16 protein-coding genes are annotated in these 18,474 nt (G+C 50.3%); 10 read left to right on the plus strand and 6 right to left on the minus strand.

What is annotated here, in order from left to right:
- Positions 1–14: 14 nt before the first annotated feature.
- Positions 15–1,670: a two-component system response regulator gene (locus QOL41_RS06195; protein ID WP_283429055.1), complete on the minus strand. Its 1,656-nt coding sequence runs from the start codon at positions 1,668–1,670 to the stop codon at positions 15–17.
- Positions 1,671–1,816: 146 nt separating this feature from the next.
- A complete protein-coding gene (gene rpsD, locus QOL41_RS06200) occupies positions 1,817–2,422 on the minus strand; it encodes a 30S ribosomal protein S4 (protein WP_073320591.1) in 606 nt (201 codons plus the stop codon).
- Positions 2,423–2,594: 172 nt separating this feature from the next.
- Between rpsD and QOL41_RS06205 the strand changes: the two genes are divergently transcribed.
- A complete protein-coding gene (locus QOL41_RS06205) occupies positions 2,595–3,020 on the plus strand; it encodes a sugar 3,4-ketoisomerase (protein ID WP_173654667.1) in 426 nt (141 codons plus the stop codon).
- 43 nt (positions 3,021–3,063) lie between these two features.
- Here QOL41_RS06205 and QOL41_RS06210 read toward each other — a convergent pair whose 3' ends face one another.
- A complete protein-coding gene (locus QOL41_RS06210; RefSeq protein WP_283429056.1) occupies positions 3,064–4,020 on the minus strand; it encodes a GNAT family N-acetyltransferase in 957 nt (318 codons plus the stop codon).
- An 86-nt stretch (positions 4,021–4,106) separates the two neighbouring features.
- Here QOL41_RS06210 and QOL41_RS06215 point away from each other — a divergent pair, with 86 nt between their 5' ends.
- The 3 genes from QOL41_RS06215 to QOL41_RS06225 are packed head-to-tail and all read left to right on the plus strand — an operon-like array spanning position 4,107 to position 7,433.
- Complete coding sequence (locus tag QOL41_RS06215; RefSeq protein WP_283429057.1) at positions 4,107–5,225, plus strand: DegT/DnrJ/EryC1/StrS family aminotransferase; 1,119 nt, start codon at positions 4,107–4,109, stop codon at positions 5,223–5,225.
- On the plus strand, positions 5,209–6,483 hold the full coding sequence (locus tag QOL41_RS06220) for an O-antigen translocase (protein ID WP_283429058.1): 1,275 nt from the start codon (positions 5,209–5,211) through the stop codon (positions 6,481–6,483). The genes QOL41_RS06215 and QOL41_RS06220 overlap by 17 nt, the downstream gene beginning before the upstream one ends.
- The gene (locus QOL41_RS06225) at positions 6,468–7,433 is read left to right on the plus strand and encodes a glycosyltransferase family 2 protein (protein WP_283429059.1); all 966 of its coding nucleotides are present in this window, start codon (positions 6,468–6,470) and stop codon (positions 7,431–7,433) included. Before QOL41_RS06220 ends, QOL41_RS06225 begins: the two co-directional genes overlap by 16 nt.
- Here QOL41_RS06225 and QOL41_RS06230 read toward each other — a convergent pair.
- Genes QOL41_RS06230 through QOL41_RS06240 form a run of 3 tightly spaced genes read right to left on the minus strand, consistent with a single transcriptional unit; the run spans position 7,430 to position 9,666 of the window.
- Positions 7,430–8,194, minus strand: coding sequence for a glycosyltransferase family 32 protein (locus QOL41_RS06230; protein WP_283429060.1), 765 nt, complete (start codon positions 8,192–8,194; stop codon positions 7,430–7,432). The genes QOL41_RS06225 and QOL41_RS06230 overlap by 4 nt on opposite strands.
- Entirely contained in the window at positions 8,191–9,147 is a 957-nt protein-coding gene (locus QOL41_RS06235; protein ID WP_283429061.1) for a glycosyltransferase family 2 protein, read from the minus strand. The genes QOL41_RS06230 and QOL41_RS06235 overlap by 4 nt, the downstream gene beginning before the upstream one ends.
- 12 nt (positions 9,148–9,159) lie before the next feature.
- Positions 9,160–9,666: a hypothetical protein gene (locus tag QOL41_RS06240; protein WP_173654672.1), complete on the minus strand. Its 507-nt coding sequence runs from the start codon at positions 9,664–9,666 to the stop codon at positions 9,160–9,162.
- A gap of 124 nt (positions 9,667–9,790) precedes the next feature.
- Between QOL41_RS06240 and QOL41_RS06245 the strand changes: the two genes are divergently transcribed.
- The 6 genes from QOL41_RS06245 (at position 9,791) to QOL41_RS06270 (ending at position 18,468) form a co-directional block, all read left to right on the plus strand.
- Positions 9,791–10,348, plus strand: coding sequence for a hypothetical protein (locus QOL41_RS06245; RefSeq protein WP_283429062.1), 558 nt, complete (start codon positions 9,791–9,793; stop codon positions 10,346–10,348).
- Between the two features lie 12 nt (positions 10,349–10,360).
- On the plus strand, positions 10,361–10,936 hold the full coding sequence (locus QOL41_RS06250) for a hypothetical protein (RefSeq protein ID WP_283429063.1): 576 nt from the start codon (positions 10,361–10,363) through the stop codon (positions 10,934–10,936).
- A gap of 147 nt (positions 10,937–11,083) precedes the next feature.
- Positions 11,084–14,959 (plus strand): phosphoribosylformylglycinamidine synthase, encoded by a 3,876-nt coding sequence (purL, locus tag QOL41_RS06255; protein ID WP_283429064.1) that lies wholly within the window; start codon positions 11,084–11,086, stop codon positions 14,957–14,959.
- Positions 14,960–15,014: 55 nt separating this feature from the next.
- On the plus strand, positions 15,015–17,084 hold the full coding sequence (locus tag QOL41_RS06260; protein WP_283429065.1) for a peptidyl-prolyl cis-trans isomerase: 2,070 nt from the start codon (positions 15,015–15,017) through the stop codon (positions 17,082–17,084).
- Positions 17,085–17,126: 42 nt separating this feature from the next.
- Positions 17,127–17,579 (plus strand): nucleoside-diphosphate kinase, encoded by a 453-nt coding sequence (gene ndk / locus QOL41_RS06265; RefSeq protein WP_173447832.1) that lies wholly within the window; start codon positions 17,127–17,129, stop codon positions 17,577–17,579.
- 37 nt (positions 17,580–17,616) lie between these two features.
- Positions 17,617–18,468 carry a succinate dehydrogenase cytochrome b subunit gene (locus QOL41_RS06270; protein WP_283429066.1) on the plus strand — a complete coding sequence of 284 codons (852 nt, stop codon included), beginning with the start codon at positions 17,617–17,619 and terminating at the stop codon, positions 18,466–18,468.
- Positions 18,469–18,474 lie beyond the last annotated feature (6 nt).

The following is an 18,474-nucleotide window of genomic DNA, read 5'->3' on the forward strand; positions in this document are numbered from 1 at the left end:
CAAAATCTTTGGTCTTACTTAGTCCACAGGCTCTTTTCTTTTTCAATAAACTTCACGAATTCTTCGGGGGGCACGGGTTTCGAGAAGTAGTATCCCTGAATCACGTCGCAACCCATTCTCTTAAGGGTCTGCAGCTGGGATTCCGTTTCGACGCCCTCGGCAACGCAGGGAACTTTCAAGAATTTCGCAATGTCGATAATCAATTCGACCATTCGCTTGTTCTTTTCGTGCTTTTCCATGTTGCGCACAAAGGACATGTCAATCTTTAGAATGTCGATCGGGAGTTCTGTGAGCATGCCGAGCGAAGAGTATCCGGTTCCAAAGTCGTCCATTTCGATATGGAATCCTTTACTGCGCATGCTGTTTAAAACATCAATCAGGCCTTGGGCGTTGTCAGAATAAGCGCTTTCGGTAATCTCGATCATGTATTCGTTGGGCGTAAGCTTGTTCTGTTCTAGAATGTTGCAGAACTTGTTTTCGAGCTCGGGGTCGTAAATGTCGATGCGAGATACGTTTACCGAAACCGGGACCGTAAAGTCAAATTCGTCTTTCCAACGACGGATTTGGGCGGCAGCCTCGTTCCATACATAGTTGTCGACCATCTGGATTAGGCCGTTTGATTCGAACAGGGGAATAAAGTCGCCCGGGTTGATAAAACCGAGTGAGGGGTGAATCCAGCGGATAAGGGCTTCGGCGCTGCGCAGGTGCGGCTTATCGCCTTGAATGGCGTACTTCGGCTGGTAGTAGACCTTTAAGTCCTTATGTTCAATTGCATCGTAAATGTCACGAATCAGGCGCTCTTCACGCAAGTGCTTGCTATGCAGTCCGCTGTTGTAGAATGCAATCGAATTCGTGAAATTCCCGCCAATGCGGTCGCAAGCGTTTTTGGCGCGGTCAAACCAAGATTCGGGGTCCAAGTTTCGTTCGACATATTGCCATACACCGATTCGAATACGGATGTTGTTGACTTTGGCGACCTTTGCAAGCATGCTTTGGAGTGCTTCTTGTAAATCCCCGTAATTTTCCTGGTGAATGCAGTAAACGTAAAATACGTCGGCTCCTGCTCGACAGGCGATCGCGTTCAGGGTTGCAAGTGTTTGCTGTAGGTAGTTGCCGATTTGCGAAAGAATTTGGTCGCCGACTCCACGTCCGTAAATTTCGTTAATCAGTCGAAAGTGCTCTATATCGATAACGATGGCGTCGCGGTCTGACCCCATGTCCAGGGGCATAATCTGCTTCAGGTATTCAAAGAAGTAGTCAATGGTATAAAGCCCCGTGAGTTTGTCCTTTTCGGTCTGTTGCACCAGGTTCTTGCTTTCGTACAGCGCCATGGTGTGCTCGCAACGGGCGAGAATAACGTCGGGGGAGTTCAGGGGCTTTCGTATAAATTCGTCGGCGCCCAGTTTGTAACACCCGTTGTCATCGCCTTCTCCTGTAATGACGATAACGGGAATGTTCTGCAAAAAGCTTTGGGCGCTTCGTTGCTTTAAAAATTCGATGCAGGCGTCGTCGGGCAGTTCCAGTTCTAGTAAAATAAGGGAATAGGTCGTGGGGGCGTCCATCAACAAAAGCAAGGCTTCTTGCGTATTGCCGACTACGGTGATATTGTAAGACTCTTCCAGGACATTCTGGAGAATTTCCTGGCAATTCGGATCGTCTTCGATCACCATTATATTTTGTCTACTCTTAAACGAGGCCATCGTATTTTCTCACTTCGTAAGATAAATATATGTTTTTGGCGGCCGTCTTTTTTTGTGAATGCAAAAAAAAACACCCTGCCGAAGCAGGGTGTCCAAACTCTTGGTTTGAGTGGTTACTACCTGGAGTAGTATTCCACGACGAGCTGTTCTTCCAGCTTGACCGGAATCTGTTCGCGGAGCGGGAGCTTCACGAGCGTGCCTTCCATCTTGCCGGCGTCGACAGTCACGTATTCAGGGACAGCCGGAGCGTTAGCAATGGCTTCCTTGATCTGCACGTGTTCCTTAGAGCCTTCGCGAACTGCAATCACGTCACCGGCCTTGATCTGGCGAGACGGAGAGTAGCTGCGGACACCGTTCACGGTGAAGTGACCGTGAGCGACATACTGGCGAGCTGCAAAAATCGTGCGAGCAAAACCCATGCGGTAGACAAGGGCGTCAAGACGGGTTTCGAGCAAGATCATCAGGTTGTCACCAGCAGAACCGGCGCGACGGTTGGCTTCGTCATAAGCCTTGGCCAACTGAGCTTCGGAAATGTTGTAGGTGAAACGCAGACGCTGCTTTTCGACGAGCTGCTGCTTGTACACGGAAGAAGACTTCTTGCGGGTCTGGCCATGCTGGCCGGGTGCAAAGTTACGGCGATCGAGAGCCTTCTGAGTCTTCTGAGAGACGGCGAGTCCGAGAGAACGGGCTACCTTACCTTTTGGTCCACGGAAAGAGGACATTTTTACCTCGTTAAAGGAAGCTCTTTGGTTAACATGCATGTTGGCAGAGCTTGGCGCGACATGCACTCATTGGTGCGACATATATAGAAATAAATCTGCCGTTTTTCAACTGAATCACCCCAAAAACAGCCCGAACCACCCCTTTAGGTCGCCACTTTATTATATTAGGGCCATGGATTGGAACGAAAATCAGCTAAAAGAACCGCGTTTGATTGATATCCCTATTGCCCACGACCAGCGGGGTAACCTGAGTGTGGTCGAGGGGGGCGAACTGGTGCCCTTCGATATCAAGCGCGTGTATTACCTGTATGACGTTCCCGGTGGAACGACCCGTGGTGGGCATGCTCATCGTAACTTGCGTCAGCTGATTATTGCCGCTAGTGGCAGTTTTGACGTGATTTTGGATGACGGCAAGAAACGTTCCAAGTATTCTTTGAACCGTTCTTACCATGGTCTTTATATTCCGACTATGCACTGGCGTGAAATCGAAAACTTCTCGTCGGGCGCGGTGTGTATGGTGCTTGCGTCGGAACATTACGATGAATCCGACTACATCTACGATTACGAAGACTTTGTAAAAGAGGTCGGCAAGATTTAATATGAAATGTGTAATCTCACATTCCACATTTCACATTTTACATCTATTTTTCGAACCTGGTATTTACGCAGGGGAGTGCTCCGAACGATTCCTTGAAATGGTAAAGGTTTTCGTTTAAGTATTCGCCGCCATCTTCGGTAGAAATACCCCACGAAAAATTCTTAGCTCCGTTGCGGGCCGCTTCGCGCAAGGCATTTATGAGCATTGCGGTTGATGCATTTGTATCTCGCTGGCTGTCGTCGGGCGCAAGATACTGGAAATGGTATACCTTGGCTTGCTTGAAAACAAAAATCATCATGCCCGACAGATAAACGCCGTCTTTCCATACCCCGCGGAATAAAATTTCTTCGGGGAATCTTTGCTTTAAATCGCGCAGCTCGGCAATCGTATGCACGGGCTTCGTGTTGTGACGCGCTTTGGAAAGAGTCAGGAACTCGTAGAATTTTTCCATTTCGGAATCAGGAAGTTCGCCGTAAGTCAAGCCGTATTTTTCGGTTTGCCTAAAGCTGTAACGGCATTTCCCGTTGCAATTTTCCAAGGGGTCAGTGAGTTCGCTTAACGGCGTGAAACAGCTGAGTTCGGAATGTCTGCTGTAGCCCTTGTGCTCTAGAGCGTAGTCCAACAAGTCTGTTGGCGCTGTAGCAAAAAGCGGTGCAGTGGGTTTTAACACAATGCCCTTGAAATGGGAGACGATATAGTTGTCGATTTCGTCTAGAATTTTAAGGACTTTTCCGCCGGAATAAAAATCTTTCGAAATGATGGGGCCACCAAAGGTGGTGCCCTGATGCGATACGAATTTGCCGTCTATGTTGCAACCGGGAACGACCGCGGCGATCACTCCGCTTTTCTCGATAAAGAAAGAGGCGTCTGTAAAGCGCCCTTCAGGGTGGTAATTCAAGAATTTGCGCGTTTGCAAAAAAGTCCCGTTCATGGATTCTTCCATGACAAATCGATCCCAGCGGGATTCTCTTTCGGGGCTGTAAGGCAAAATTTCGTACATATCCTTTAAAATAGTAAATTCCTAACCACTAATCACTGTCTACTGTCTACTTTCTACATCCTACTATTTTTCTATTTTCTCAAACAATGATGAATGTCCCGTTTTATTCGCTGGATTATGTGAATCGCGCTTTAGGCGATGCCCTGCGCGAGTCTTTTTCTGATGTTCTTGATTCAAAGTGGTTTATTCGCGGAAATCGCTGCCGCGAGTTTGAAGACGCCTTTGCCGCCTATTGCGGGAAAAAGGCATGTGTCGGAGTCGGAAATGGGCTTGACGCTTTGACCTTGATGCTGAAGGCTTCGATTATCCTGGGGCGTATTGCCGAAGGCGACGAAGTGATTGTGCCGGCGAATACCTTTGTGGCGACTGTTTTGGCGGTGCGTGCCGCAGGACTTGTTCCTGTTTTGGTTGAACCGGATCCTGTAACTTGCAATCTGAATGTGCAACACTTGCAAGAGGCGTGCTCTGAAAAGACCCGCGCTATTATCGCGGTGCATTTGTATGGCCGCTTGGCAGATATGCCTGCAATTTGTGAATTTGCAAAGGCGAAAGGCTTGCTCGTATTCGAAGATGCGGCCCAAGCTCACGGAGCTTGCGGCGAGTCCTATTCGTCTAATGCTGCGGCCTATAGCTTTTATCCGACCAAAAACCTCGGCGCCATGGGCGATGGGGGAGCGGTAGTAACCGATGACGTAGAACTTGCCCAAGTGGTAAAGTCTCTCGGTAATTACGGCTCTGTCGAAAAGTATGTGAACGAATTTGTAGGCGTAAATTCCCGCCTCGACGAGGTTCAGGCTGCGGTACTGCTGGCAAAGCTCCCGCATCTGGATTCCTGGAACAAGCGCCGTCAAGAAATTGCGGCCCGCTATTGTGCCGAAATCAAGAACCCGTTGGTGCGTGTGACTCTAGTTCCTGCGAATCCGCAGTCGCATGTATGGCACGTGTTCCCGGTATTTTGCGAAACTCGAGATGATTTGCAAATGTTCTTGAAAGGTCGCGGTGTAGAAACGCTGATTCATTATCCGATTCCGCCGCATTTGCAGCAAGCCTTTAGTGGGTCAACATCCCGTGGGGAACTTCGTCACGGAAAACTTCCGGTTGCCGAAAGACTTGCAAAGACCGAACTCAGCATTCCCATGGGTCCGTCCATGACCGAAGATCAAGTTTCCTATGTCGTAGAATCGCTCAATGCCTATGCCCGCTAATCCGAATTTTACAAAGCTTTTTGCCGGTTCTGGTGCGGTTACGCTGTTCAATGCGCTTCGTGCTTTTGTTATCAACAAGTTGCTTGCCATCTTTCTGCCACCGGCTGCATTTGCCTGCGTGGGGCAGTTCCTGAACCTAATGTGCATTGGCCAGGCTACGTCTTCTTTGGCATTGCAGAATGGCTGGACGGCCTTGACTTCTCAGAACAAGGATAACCGAGAAAAATTGATGGGTGTCTGGCGTGGCGGTGTCCGCTTGACGACGTTTGCAAGTCTGCTTACGTTTGTCGTGGCGCTCCTGTTCTGCTTTATGGCGCCTCTCGAAACGCTTTTGCCCGGAGTCCCGACTCGCTTGGCGCAGGCGGCAATCTTGTTTGCTTTGCCGGGTGTTTTTGCGACAAACATCATTACGATTACGGCCGCCGTCATGAATGGTCTTGGCGAAAATCGCAAGTGGGCGCTTATCAATATCGTGACTTCGGTATGGCAAATGCTGTGGGTGGCGTTCTTCTTGTATACGGGTCGCTTGTCGGTGCTTTCGATTATCGCTACCCAGTCCATTGTGGCTGCTATTTTTGCCATCCAGATTTCTAGTCGCGCTGGTTTTAGCGTCAAGCAAATTTGGAAGTCGGCTCTCGATACCCGTGGTCCGTGGATGTCGTATGCTTTAATGGGCCTTATTCCTATGGTGCTTTCTCCGTTGGTGTTGACGTTTATTCGAACAACGGTTGCATCAAATTTTGGAAATGATGCCGCCGGTATTTGGCAGAGCGTCTGGAAGGTTTCTGATTTTCTGTTTATGGCCATGTCTGCGATTTTGACGGTAATCTTGCTGCCGCGCGTGTCGCCCAAAATGAACCGCCATGATTTCTTTGCCATGTTGCATCCGCTTTTACTCCGCATTATGGGAATTTCGCTTGTCATGGTCTTGGCCCTTTATTTTTGCCGTGGAATCTTGGTGCAAGTGCTGTTTTCGCAGGCATATATGGGGGCGGTCGATTATCTGCCATTCCAGTTGGTGGGCGATTTCTTTAGAGCCGGTGGCTTCGCGCTTGCGCTGGTGCTGATTGCCCGTGCCGAAACCACGAAGTTTCTAGTGATTGAAATATGTGCAGAATTACTACTTGCCGTGGGAACGTTTGTTGGAATTCGCCTGTTTGATTTTAACGGGCCCATGATGGCGTACGCCTTTGAAAATCTGGTTTACGTGATTGTGCTCTATGTCGTTGTGCGGAGGCTTAAGTGGAATATTCAGTAACGAACATGTTTGCCGAAAAAATGACGGAAAATGTTTACGTGAAGGCCTTTGCACAAGGTTCAGAAATGGAACAGCGTGAACTTCCGCCACTTGTTTCGGTACTCTTGCCCAGCTACAATCACGAAAAGTATGTTGAAGCCGCCGTGCGCTCGGTCATGGAGCAAAAGGGCGTTGCTTTTGAATTGATTGTCGTCGATGACGGAAGTTCCGATAGCTCTCCGCAGATTCTTGAACGCCTGCAAAAGGAATTTGGCTTTCATTACGTACATCGCCCGAACAAGGGAATCGTTCCGACGATGATTGAACTCCTTTCGTTGGCGAAGGGCAAGTATTTCTGTTCGATTGCTTCTGACGACATGATGCCGCCCGATCGTTTGCGGATTCAAAGTCAGTATATGGAAACCCATCGTGGTAAGCCCGTATGCTTTGGGCAGGTGGTGCGCATGGATGCCGAAGGCAATCTTGATAGCGAACGTGATCCGCGGTATACGACGGCTGTTCCAGAGGTGACTTTTGCAGATATTTTCTTAGGGAAAAAGGAACTTCATGGCTGCACAGAAATGATCGATTGCGAAACTTTCCGTGCGATGGGTGGTTTCAATGCGGACTTCGTGATTGAAGATTTCCAAATGATGCTCAAATTCCTTTATCACTACGAGCCACTGCCTGTTCTTGATACGGTGTGCTGCTATTACCGCACGCATTCGACCAATGTTTCTGGTGATAAGAACTGGCTTTATGAAAATACGCTCAAGGTTTTAGACCAGTATTCTTCGCACAAGCTTTATAAAGAAGCTCGCCGCATTTGGATGTCACACTGGTTTTCTGCCTTGTGCTATGCCAATAAGAAAGAAGCTTTGCGCAAGTTGCCGGAATTGTGGTCGTTCTCGCTTCCGTTCCTCAAGCGCTTCCCGAAACTCTTTATTCCGAAATTCTTGCTCAAGCGTTAGTTCTTGGGTTGCTTGAATAGCGCCTTCAATTTCTGCAAGGTTCCAAGTATTCCAAGCGCCTGCAGGTTTGTCCATAGGGCAAGCGGAATTGATAACGCTTTAGCGATGGGTCGCGGGAACTTGGCGAACAGCATTTGCCTGCGGGCGATTCCCTTTCGCACCGATTCGGGGCGCCAGCTGCTGCTGAAATGGTGAATACTGAAGGAATCTTTTGTCGCGCGGATTTTTCCGTCGATAAAGCTCTTGGGCGAAAATGCGCTTTCCGGCAAGATTTTCAGGTCTTTGAAATCCTTGAACGATTCTCGCAGAATATTCGGCAGGACCATCTGGTCGACTACATTTTCGGAGTAATTGAATTCCTGATTTTTGTAAAAGTCCAGCGCAACCTTCATCGGGCTGAATCCGGCTTCGCAGCCCATGGTGGCGGCTTCGATTCGGTCAGAGCCATTCTCGTAGCCTAAAATGTAGGGCTGATCCAGCATCGGCTCGAATGAACGCAGAACTTCGACATCGGTGTCGAGGTAAAGTCCGCCTTCTGTATACAGCGCGTAGAGTCTTACGGCGTCGGCCGCAAAGGCCCAATTTTTCTGGACGAGCGCTTTGTTTACCCAAGGAATGTCGAGGGCTTTTGCTTTATCGTAGTCCCACTTGACCCATTCAAAGTTGGGCAAAAACTTGTGCCAGCTGTCAATGCAACGCTGGATGCTTTCAGGGAATGGCTCGCCAGAAAACCAACAGTAGTGAAGCTTTTTAGGAATCATCCGAACCTCCGGAGTGCAAATCCGAAGATCGCTTTACCGCCAAAAGAAATCAGCGCAGCCACCTTATTGCGAGTGCGGCTGTTAGCGTTAAAAAGCGTTTCCAGACGGAAATCCTTGATGTGTTTCCAAGCCCGAGTCCGGAAATCTGTGAATTCGTCGGTGTCGGGCGTGCGCATTAGAATGCTGCAGCTGGCGCTAAAAAGATTGCTGTGGGCGGCGCGATTCAGTTCTGCACCTTTGCCTTCGACAAGCGTGCAGATTCTTTCGGCTATGTCCAGCAGTTCCGCTTTCTTGCTGTTGTATGCGGTCGCCAAAATGCTTGAGCCATGCCTGCGGTTCAAATAAAGCGGCTCGGGAACGAATGTGACTTTTTCTGCTTCCAAAAGCACTTGTGGAATGCAGTCCATGTCTTCGAAATAGATTCCCGGTGTGAATCGGCGACTTTGCCAAATTTGGGCGCCGTAGAGCTTGCTCCAGGCAGAATAATCAGGCCCGTTTTTTTGGTAGAGGGCTCGTTCTAAAGCTTTTTCAGGGGCGAGCGCAATCGCTTGAACTGTTGCGTCTCTGGTTTCAATTTCAGATTTTTTCCAGAAAAGGAGCTTGTCGCTGCAGGCAATGTTTGCTTTGTTCTGCGTGGCGGCATCCCAAAGCTTTTGTAGAAAACTGGGGGCCAGCATGTCGTCGCTATCCACGAAGGTTATCCAGTTCCCGCGGGCGGCTTTAATTCCTGTGTTGCGTGCTTCGGAAAGGCCCTTGTTTTCTTGATGGATAATGACGATTCGGTTGTCTTTGGCCGCAAATTGTTTTACGATGGCGGCACTGTTGTCTGTGGAACCGTCATCGACTGCGATGATTTCGAAATCAGTGAAAGTCTGCGCTAGCACACTGTTCAAGCAATCCTCAAGGAACTGCTCCGTGTTATAGACCGGTATGATGACGCTGACTTCTGGCATGAAAATGCCTTTCTACGTATTTAAATTCTGGACGACTTCGCCCCAACCCATTTGCACGATGGCGCCGGCGCGAACCAGATTGCCTTGCGCATCTTCGTATTCTTTTAGAATCTGACTCCATTCCGACACATCGCGGCGGAACTTGACATCTTTGTGAATGCGCTTTAGGAGCATGTCTTGCTTCCATTGGGCGGCGGCAGAGAGCTTCTGGCAAGAAACATCGAGAGCGTCCAGGTAGGCGGGGATAGCATCAAGGAATGTCTTTTCGAAAGGCTTTGCCTTGGACTTTGCCTGTAGGACCAAGTTCTTTTGGTTGATGGCGTTCTTGCGGATTTCGCTCATGAGTCGAACGATACGTTCGAAATCCACTTGCGGCCAGAATAGGCTGAACGGCCACATCTTTTTCCAGTGGAATTTGAACATGGATTCGTGGGCCGTATTTTTGGCCCTGATAAGTTCCTTCAGGTTTTCAAAAATGACCTGAGACGGGAGCATTTCTTTGTTTTCTTGTTCGCTCATGGCCTGCAATATACTAAAAAAGGGGGTGTTTTCTGTAAAAAAGCCTTAAATTTCGGAAAGTTTGCTTGTTTTTTTTTATTTTGGAAGTAAATTCTATATGCAAAAAACTTGCAAAAGGATACTTATGGACAAAAAGAAATTCAAAATTTTGATGATTGTCGATATTGTGCTCATTATCGGCTTGTTTGCCTTGATGATGGTTCTGAAGGGTCAGTACAACGACCAGGCCCAGAAGACGGTTAAAGAACAGGTGGATGCCTACCTTGAACTTTCCAACGGTGCCGTTCAGGATCAGTGGAAGTCTGTCGACCAGTACGGTATGGCATGGCGCTTGGTTTATGCCTCTTTGACCTCTGCTAAGACCGAAGCTGCTTTTGATGCCGCGGTCAAGGCTATCGAAGGCGACAAGGATGCCCGTTTCAAGCAGCTTTCTTACATGTATGAAGCCGCTGGCATTCCGGCCCAGGCCCAGAATTCCATTTACGAAAAGGCTGGCCTTGCCGACAAGTTCCTCTTGAAGAACGAAGGTGGCGTTAAGGAAGTCGCTTGCGGTAAGAACTGCGTGATTTCTTTCACCTTTGCCAAGGGTAAGCTCAAGTCTAGCGACTACAAGGCTCTTGTCAACTACAACATGGCTGATAACTTTAAGCTCGAAGCCCCGGCGGCTTACCACTTTGAATAAGGAGTTGTACCAATGAACGTAAAGAATATTTCGATTGCACTCACCGTTCTGGTTATCGCTCTCCTTGCTACACTTTTGATGCAGAAGGGTAGTTACGTGTCTCAGGCTACGGAACACTACACCAAGACCACGACGAACTCTTACAAGGGCGCCTCCAAGATCATTGAATACGTGAATAACTCTATTGACGTGAACAAGGGTGTTTGGACGCTTGCTTGCGAAGCTGTGCAGACTGTAAAGACTTCGCAGGATCAGGCTCGCCTGGAATCCAAGTATTTCCCGGCAACCAAGGGCTCCATGAGCATTGCGAATATGACTCGCCGCTTCGAAGCAACGGGTGCCTACTACATCATTTCGAAGTTCTCGAAGGTTGAAGTCGACAAGAAGACCGAAGTCAAGTCTCTTGCTGGTCTCGTCTCTGTGAACGTGAACGCTCTCGTCGGTAATCCGGGCGAAGAAATCGCCGAAGAGGAAGAAGGCGAAGAAGGCGCTGAAGAAGCTGTCGAAGAAGCTCCGGCTCCGAAGAAGGCTGCAAAGCCCGCCAAGGCTGCTAAGGGCAAGAAAGGCAAGAAGGGTAAAAAGCGCTAATCGCTTGACTCTCAACGAGTTAGAAAATTGTAAGAAACGACCCGCCCGGCGGGCCGTTTTTTGTTGCGATTATTTCTGTCTACTTCCTACTTCCTACTGTCTACTAATTTCTAAATTTTGCGCGTAAAAAACAAATAGAGGTTAATAATGCTCATTCTTCGTGGTACGCCGGCTCTGTCGGATTTCCGTCTCCAGAAACTTTCTTCCGATTTCAAGAGCGCAGGCCTTTCTGTCGCATCCGTTTACGCTGAATTCCTGCACGTGGTGGATTTGTCCGCCGACCTGACCGATGCAGAAACCGAAACTTTGAAGAAGGTGCTGCATTACGGTCCGGCCCGCGAACCCAAGGCTCTCGAAGGCGAACTCTTTGTGGTGTGCCCGCGTCCGGGTACCATCAGCCCGTGGAGTTCCAAGGCTACCGATATCGCTCACATCTGCGGCCTCCCGGCTATCAAGCGCATTGAACGCGCTATTGCTTATTACGTGAAGTTTGAAGGTGCTGCTCCGGCCGGTGCCCGCGAAAAGATTTCGGCCAAGATTCACGACCGCATGACGCAGGCCGTTTTCGCCGACACCGCCTCCTTGGAAGTCCTCTTCAGCAAGGAAGAACCGCGTCCGCTGAACGTGATTCCGGTGCTCACCGAAGGCCGCGACGCCCTCGTGAAGGCTGACAAGGAAATGGGCCTCGCTCTTTCCTCCGACGAAATCGATTACTTGGTCAAGAACTTCACCGAACTCAAGCGCAATCCGACCGACGTGGAACTTTACATGTTCGCGCAGGCCAACTCGGAACATTGCCGCCACAAGGTGTTCGGTGCCGAATGGACGATTGATGGTGTCAAGCAGGACAAGTCCCTGTTCCAGATGATTAAGAACACCTACCAGCTCCACAACTCTAACATCTTTAGCGCCTACAAGGACAACGCCGCCGTGATGAAGGGCGCTGTTGCTGGCCGCTACTACGCCGACCCGCGCAACAACAAGTACGACTTCCACCACGAAGAAGTCGACATCCTCATGAAGGTCGAAACCCACAACCACCCGACGGCTATTTCTCCGTTCCCGGGTGCCGCTACCGGTAGTGGTGGCGAAATCCGTGACGAAGGTGCCACGGGTAAGGGTTCCAAGCCGAAGGCTGGCCTCACGGGCTTTAGCGTTTCGAACTTGAAACTGCCGGGTGCAGTCCAACCTTGGGAAAAGGACTTTGGTAGCCCGTCCCGTATTGCTTCTGCTCTCGACATTATGATTGAAGGCCCGCTCGGTGGCGCTGCATTCAACAACGAATACGGCCGTCCGAACATCCTCGGTTACTTCCGTACTTTCGAACAGGAAGTCGATGCCCAGAACGGCAAGGAAGTCCGTGGTTACCATAAGCCGATTATGTTGGCCGGTGGTCTCGGTAACATCAAGCATGAACATATCGAAAAGGGCCACATTGATCCGGGTGACCACCTGATCGTGCTCGGCGGTCCGGCCATGCTCATCGGTCTTGGTGGTGGTGCTGCTAGCTCTGTGGCTAACGGTGCCGGTAATGAATCTCTCGACTTTGCCTCTGTGCAGCGTGAAAACCCCGAAATGGAACGCCGCTGCCAGGAAGTCATCGACCGTTGCTGGGCGATGAACGAAGAAAACCCGATTACCTTCATTCACGACGTGGGTGCAGGTGGACTTTCCAACGCCTTCCCGGAACTGGTGAACGATGGCGGTCTCGGTGGTAAGTTTGAACTGCGTAATGTGCCGAACGACGAACCGGGTATGAGCCCGTTCGAAATCTGGAGTAACGAATCTCAGGAACGTTATGTGATCGCTATTGCAGGCGATAAGTTGGATGTGTTCGACGCTATTTGTAAGCGTGAACGCTGCCCGTACGCTGTGGTGGGCGAGGCTATTCCTGAAAAGCACTTGACTCTGACCGACAAGCACTTCGGTACGACTCCGATCGACATGCCGCTTGGCGTGCTCCTCGGCAAGCCGCCTCGCATGATCCGTAACGAAAAGAGCCAGAAGCGCCCGCTTTCTTCCACGGTGGTTCCGGCAGATGCCTCCATCAAGGATGTGGCTCACCGCGTGCTTGCAAACCCGACCGTCGCTGACAAGACGTTCTTGATTTCTATCGGTGACCGTTCCGTGACGGGTATGATTTGCCGCGACCAGATGGTTGGCCCGTGGCAGGTGCCGGTTGCTGATTGCGCCGTGACCAGCGCAACGCTCGATACTTACGAAGGTGAAGTCATGAGCATGGGCGAACGCGCCCCGATCGCCTTGATTTCTCCGGCCGCTGCCGCTCGCATGACGGTGGCTGAATCCCTCACCAACATGGCTGCCGCTTGCGTGCCTGATATGGGCCGCGTGAACTTGTCCGCAAACTGGATGGCAACGCCGAACTACGAAGGCGATGGCGCCGACCTTTACGAAGCCGTGAAGTCTATCGGTATGGAACTCTGCCCGGATCTCGGCATTACGATTCCGGTGGGTAAGGACTCCATGAGCATGAGCACCGTGTGGCAGGACGACAAGGGTAGCCACCGCGTGACCGCTCCGATTTCGCTCGTCATCAGTGCCTTTGCTCCGTGCGCCGACGTGCGCAAGACGCTTACCCCGCAGCTGTTGCAGGATAAGGATTCGACGCTCGTGCTCGTTGACTTGGCCCGCGGTCAGAATCGCATGGGCGCCTCCATTGCTGCTCAGGTTTACAACAACCTCGGCGACAAGGCTCCGGATGTCGATTCCGCTCAGGAACTCCGCGCCTTCTTCGAAACCATCCAGAAACTCAATGCCGCAGGCAAGATTATGGCCTACCACGACAAGAGCGATGGCGGTCTCTACACGACGGTTGCCGAAATGGCATTCGCTGGCCACGTGGGTGTCACGCTCAATGCCGGTGCCCTCAAGGGTAACCTGATCGATGCCCTGTTCAACGAAGAACTCGGTGCCGTACTCCAGGTCAAGAAGGCTGATTTGAAGGCCGTGTTCGAAGCATTCGCTGCTGTCGGCCTCGGCGATACCGTTTCTGAAATCGGTACGCTCAACGATACTTACAACTTAATCATCGGCGACTACGCCGAAGGTCTTTCCGACCTGCGCGCCATCTGGAGTGACACGACCCGCCGCATCGCGGCTCTCCGCGATAACCCGGATTGTGCCGAAAGCGAATACAAGCTCAAGTTGGAACAGGACGATCCGGGTATCACGCCGAAGGTCACCTTCGACGTGGTGGCGTCTGCCAAGATTGTGAAGGACTTCGCCAGCCGTCCGAAGATGGCTATCCTCCGCGAACAGGGCGTCAACGGCGAACTCGAAATGGCTGCAGCCTTCCAGAAGGCTGGTTTCGAATCTATCGACGTTCACATGACCGATATTCTCGAAGGCCGCGTAAGCCTCAAGGACTTCAACGGTCTCGTGGCTTGCGGTGGCTTTAGCTACGGTGACGTTCTCGGTGCCGGTGAAGGCTGGGCCAAGAGCATTCTCTTCAACCCGAAGGCTCGTGCTGAATTCGAAGCATACTTCAACCGCAAAGACACCTTCACGCTCGGCGTTTGCAATGGCTGCCAGATGGTTTCTAACCTCAAGGATTTGATTCCGGGCGCCAAGCACTGGCCGCGTTTTGTGCAGAACCTCTCCGAACGCTTCGAAGCCCGTTACTGCTCTTTGAAGGTCGAAGATACTCCGGCAGTGCTCCTCAAGGGCATGGCAGGCTCCGTGCTCCCGATTGCGGTCGCACACGGCGAAGGCCGCGCAGAATTCGCTAGCCGCGAAGCTGCTGAAGCCTGCCTTAAGACCGGTCTCGTGGCGCTCCGCTACGTGGATGGCAAGCACGAATACACCGAACGCTACCCGCTGAACCCCAACGGTTCTCCGTTCGGTATCAACGGCCTCTGCTCCGAAGACGGTCGCGCTCTCGTCATGATGCCGCACCCGGAACGTGTGTTCCGTACCTGCCAGTACTCCTGGCACCCGGCAGAATGGGGCGAAGATGGTCCGTGGATGCAGTTGTTCCGCAACGGTCGTATCTTTGTCGGCTAATTTTTTGTAGCTTAGTGTCGAAAATTGCTGTCTTGAAATCTTAACCAGAGGAATTATGAAGGCAAAACTCCTGGCTCTTGTTTCATTGGCGTCGCTGTTTTTCTTGAACGGCTGTAACGGTATCGGCGACAAGGATACAATCCTTGCTCGCATCGATAAAGAAAAGGTCTATCAAGAAGACTACACGTTGCTCATGAAAAATGGAGAAACGTACAAGACGACTAAAGGTCAGTTCCTGTATGACAAACTCTATTCAAAGGCTGCACTTGTAACGAGAGCTCTTGCTGAATATCCTGAATTGGCTGAGGAATGGAAGACTCATTTCGCTGACTTGGAACCTCGCTTTTTGACGATGATTTACCAGCGCTATTATGTCATGGAATGCTTGACATATAGCGATGCTGAATTGCGTCAGTATTATGATTCCAATAGAGGATTGTTCCCGTCGGATTCAACGGGCGAATTCTTGATGGTTCGTGGCGATGTTGCAAGCTACTACTATGTTTCAAAGAATCAGGAACGATTTGATTCCTATTTGAAGGATACGCTTAAGCTTCAAGATCCTTCGGAAGAAGAAATCTTGAAGCAAAAGAAGGCCTTTGCCGATGCGTACCGTCGTGAATTGCGCGGCTCTCTTTCGGACCATATTCTTGAAAAAGCCCATATTGGAATTCAGGAAACTCCGTCTGTCGATGCGAAGACCTATTACAACAAGCACAAAGATGAATTCATGACCGTTCCTGGCTATGAATTGTACCATGTGCAGGGCGATTCGGCAAAGCTTGCCTCTTTGTTTGCTGAAGCTCCGACGCTTGAACAGTTTAAGGCTGCAGCGTATGCAAACAGCACCAACTCGAAAACCGCAAAGGATAGCGGTTATGTTGGTCATGTCAAGCAAAACTTTGCTTTGCCCTATGGAATCGGCATGGTCGATGCCCTTGCTTCGGCTTTGGAAGGAAAGCAACCAGGCTTTGTGACGGAAGTCCTTCGTGCTGGCAATAGCTTCCATCGTTTTTATCTTGCCGCTCAGGATCCGGCCAAGATGAAACCCTATGACCGCGTTGAATCGGCTCTCCAGAATGGTGTCAAGGACGGAACGTATTTTGATATCGATTCTTCTACGGTGCTGATTACGAAGTCCGGCAAGCCGGTATTTACCGAAGCGGATTTGTTGCGCTATAACGAACTTTATTTCCGTCAAAGAATGAATCTCCGAGTCCATCAGAGAATCGTGGAAATGGTGGCTGAAACTTTCGCCTATGCTGAAATTGCAAGAGAACTGAAGCTGAACCATTCCTGGGAATACAGGGCCTTGTACCGCTACAATCGTTTGGAATACCTGTCGAACCGTTATGTCGAGAAAAAGTTGTTTGACCAGGATGTTCCGGAAGATACTTTGAAAGCATACTACGATTATGTTCGCAATGCTATTCAGTCGGGTTATTCTTACGAACAGTCCAAGAATCTGGTGCGCAAGATTGCTTTGTTCCCCGAAAACTTGTACAAGCATGATTACTTCATGTGCTATCGCTTGATTTACGCGGGCAAGACTTACGAACAAAGTATTTCTGAAATTTATAACAGAAACCTCGGCGATTACACGGTTGCAAAGACGGAAAGATTTGCGACGGAGGCTTATGAGAACGCCGATGTGCATTTGTACGATACGAGAATTGCTGAATTCAAGCCCTACAAGACGGCTGACAAGCTGATTGCTCGTGCAGATTCTCTTTACCAGGCCGGTAAAAAGTCCGATGCCTATTATGCTTATCGTGATGTGATGTATGCCTATGCCGAAAATGACAGCCTGTTTGAACGAGTCGCTTATGAAATGGCTCAAGTTCAGGGCGAAAACGAAGAATTCATGGATGCAGAAGGGGAGTACTATGCCTTCTACACCATGTGGCCGAATAGTGTAAATGCCGAAAAGGCCATGTTTAGCCGCGGCTTTATGCTCAACGAAAATTTGGGCTGGAACGACAAGGCTCTCGGAGTGCTTGAGGAATTCCTTAAGAAGTATCCGAACAGCGAACTTAAGGAATCCGCCCAGTGGCTCGTCGATAACATCAAGAGTGAAGGCAAACTTGCCGATGATTTGATGAAAAAGATCGAAGCCGAAGACTAAAAATCCTATATTTTCAACACTTTCAAATAAAAGGTACCAACTATGGAAATGACATTTGCAATGATCAAGCCCAATGCCGTGAAATCCGGCCTCGTGGGCCGCATTATCGACCGTTACATCGCTGCAGGCCTCTCTGTCTGCGCCGTGAAGATGCACCAGATGACTTCTGCTGATGCTCGCGGTTTCTACGCTGAACACGTGGAAAAGCCGTTCTTCCCGGAACTCGAAGCCTACATGACCAAGGGCCCGTCCGTGATGCTCGCCCTCGGCGGCGAAAATGCCATTGCCAAGGTCCGCGCCATCAACGGTGCAACCAATCCGGCTAAGGCGGAACCCGGTACCCTCCGCTACGATTTTGCTCCTTCCATGACCGAAAACGTCGTGCACAGCTCCGACAGCCCCGAATCCGCCAAGCGCGAACTGGACTTCTGGTTCAAGGAAGACGAACGCTACGCTTACGAAATGCCGAGCCTCAAGGCCTGCTGCGTCCTCTAAGTTTCAAAAATAACCCCCCTCAAGGAGACACAACTCAATGCAATGGATCGTCAAGTATCTTACCTCTTCCATCGGTAAGAAGCAGATCATGGGATGCACGGGTGCCTTTTTGGCTCTGTTCATCTTCGGCCACATGTGTGGTAACTTCCAGCTTCTGAATTTCGATCAGGCCGCGGCTCAGGCATCCTACAATGCCTACACCGAATTCCTGACCGGATTCAACCCGCTCCACTTCCCGGTGAAGATGATTTACCTCATTGAACTGGTGCTGGTGGCTGCCTTTGCTCTTCATATCTTCCTCGCTGTTACGCTGAAGATTGAAAACAAGAAGGCTCGCGGTGGCATCGATTACGAAGTCAACGCTCGCAAGGGTAAGAAGACTTTCGCAACCTTCACCATGATCTGGTCCGGTCTCTTCATTCTCGGCTTCCTCGTGCAGCACCTCATGATGCTCAAGTTTGGTGAACACTACCTCTACATGAACGACAAGGGCGAAATCGTCCGCGACATGTGGCTCACCACCATCCAGATGTTTGCAAACCCGTTCTGGGCTGCATTCTACGTGATCAGCATGTTCGTGATTGGCATGCACCTCTTCCACGCTATTTCGTCTGCCTTCCAGACCATGGGTATCGCTCACCAGAAGTGGACCCCGATTATCGACATCGCTGGTATCGTTTACAGTGTCGTCGTTGCCCTCGGTTTCGGTATCACCGCTGTTGCTGCTTTCTACCTCGGTAACCAGCCCGAAACTCAGGCCCTGATTGAAAAGTCTCGTAGCCTGCAGCCGCAGTACGAACAGCAGAAGCAGGAAAAGGCTGCCGCAAAGACCGCCTTCGTGATTCCTTCTGTTGGCGAAGTAGAAGTTTCTTTTAACGCTGAAATTTAAGGAGCC

The sequence above is a fragment of the Fibrobacter sp. UWB10 genome, assembly GCF_900182935.1.
GTDB lineage: Bacteria > Fibrobacterota > Fibrobacteria > Fibrobacterales > Fibrobacteraceae > Fibrobacter > Fibrobacter succinogenes_O.

What these genes read in the sequence shown, in the direction of transcription:
- QOL41_RS06235 (WP_283429061.1), bottom strand. Translation starts at nt 9,147, where the DNA reads ATGCCAGAAGTCAGCGTCATCATACCGGTCTATAACACGGAGCAGTTC.
- rpsD (WP_073320591.1), bottom strand. Translation starts at nt 2,422, where the DNA reads ATGTCCTCTTTCCGTGGACCAAAAGGTAAGGTAGCCCGTTCTCTCGGA.
- purL (WP_283429064.1), top strand. Translation starts at nt 11,084, where the DNA reads ATGCTCATTCTTCGTGGTACGCCGGCTCTGTCGGATTTCCGTCTCCAG.
- QOL41_RS06260 (WP_283429065.1), top strand. Translation starts at nt 15,015, where the DNA reads ATGAAGGCAAAACTCCTGGCTCTTGTTTCATTGGCGTCGCTGTTTTTC.
- QOL41_RS06270 (WP_283429066.1), top strand. Translation starts at nt 17,617, where the DNA reads ATGCAATGGATCGTCAAGTATCTTACCTCTTCCATCGGTAAGAAGCAG.
- QOL41_RS06250 (WP_283429063.1), top strand. Translation starts at nt 10,361, where the DNA reads ATGAACGTAAAGAATATTTCGATTGCACTCACCGTTCTGGTTATCGCT.
- QOL41_RS06230 (WP_283429060.1), bottom strand. Translation starts at nt 8,194, where the DNA reads ATGATTCCTAAAAAGCTTCACTACTGTTGGTTTTCTGGCGAGCCATTC.
- QOL41_RS06210 (WP_283429056.1), bottom strand. Translation starts at nt 4,020, where the DNA reads ATGTACGAAATTTTGCCTTACAGCCCCGAAAGAGAATCCCGCTGGGAT.
- ndk (WP_173447832.1), top strand. Translation starts at nt 17,127, where the DNA reads ATGGAAATGACATTTGCAATGATCAAGCCCAATGCCGTGAAATCCGGC.
- QOL41_RS06195 (WP_283429055.1), bottom strand. Translation starts at nt 1,670, where the DNA reads ATGGTGATCGAAGACGATCCGAATTGCCAGGAAATTCTCCAGAATGTC.
- QOL41_RS06220 (WP_283429058.1), top strand. Translation starts at nt 5,209, where the DNA reads ATGCCTATGCCCGCTAATCCGAATTTTACAAAGCTTTTTGCCGGTTCT.
- QOL41_RS06205 (WP_173654667.1), top strand. Translation starts at nt 2,595, where the DNA reads ATGGATTGGAACGAAAATCAGCTAAAAGAACCGCGTTTGATTGATATC.
- QOL41_RS06215 (WP_283429057.1), top strand. Translation starts at nt 4,107, where the DNA reads ATGATGAATGTCCCGTTTTATTCGCTGGATTATGTGAATCGCGCTTTA.
- QOL41_RS06240 (WP_173654672.1), bottom strand. Translation starts at nt 9,666, where the DNA reads ATGAGCGAACAAGAAAACAAAGAAATGCTCCCGTCTCAGGTCATTTTT.
- QOL41_RS06245 (WP_283429062.1), top strand. Translation starts at nt 9,791, where the DNA reads ATGGACAAAAAGAAATTCAAAATTTTGATGATTGTCGATATTGTGCTC.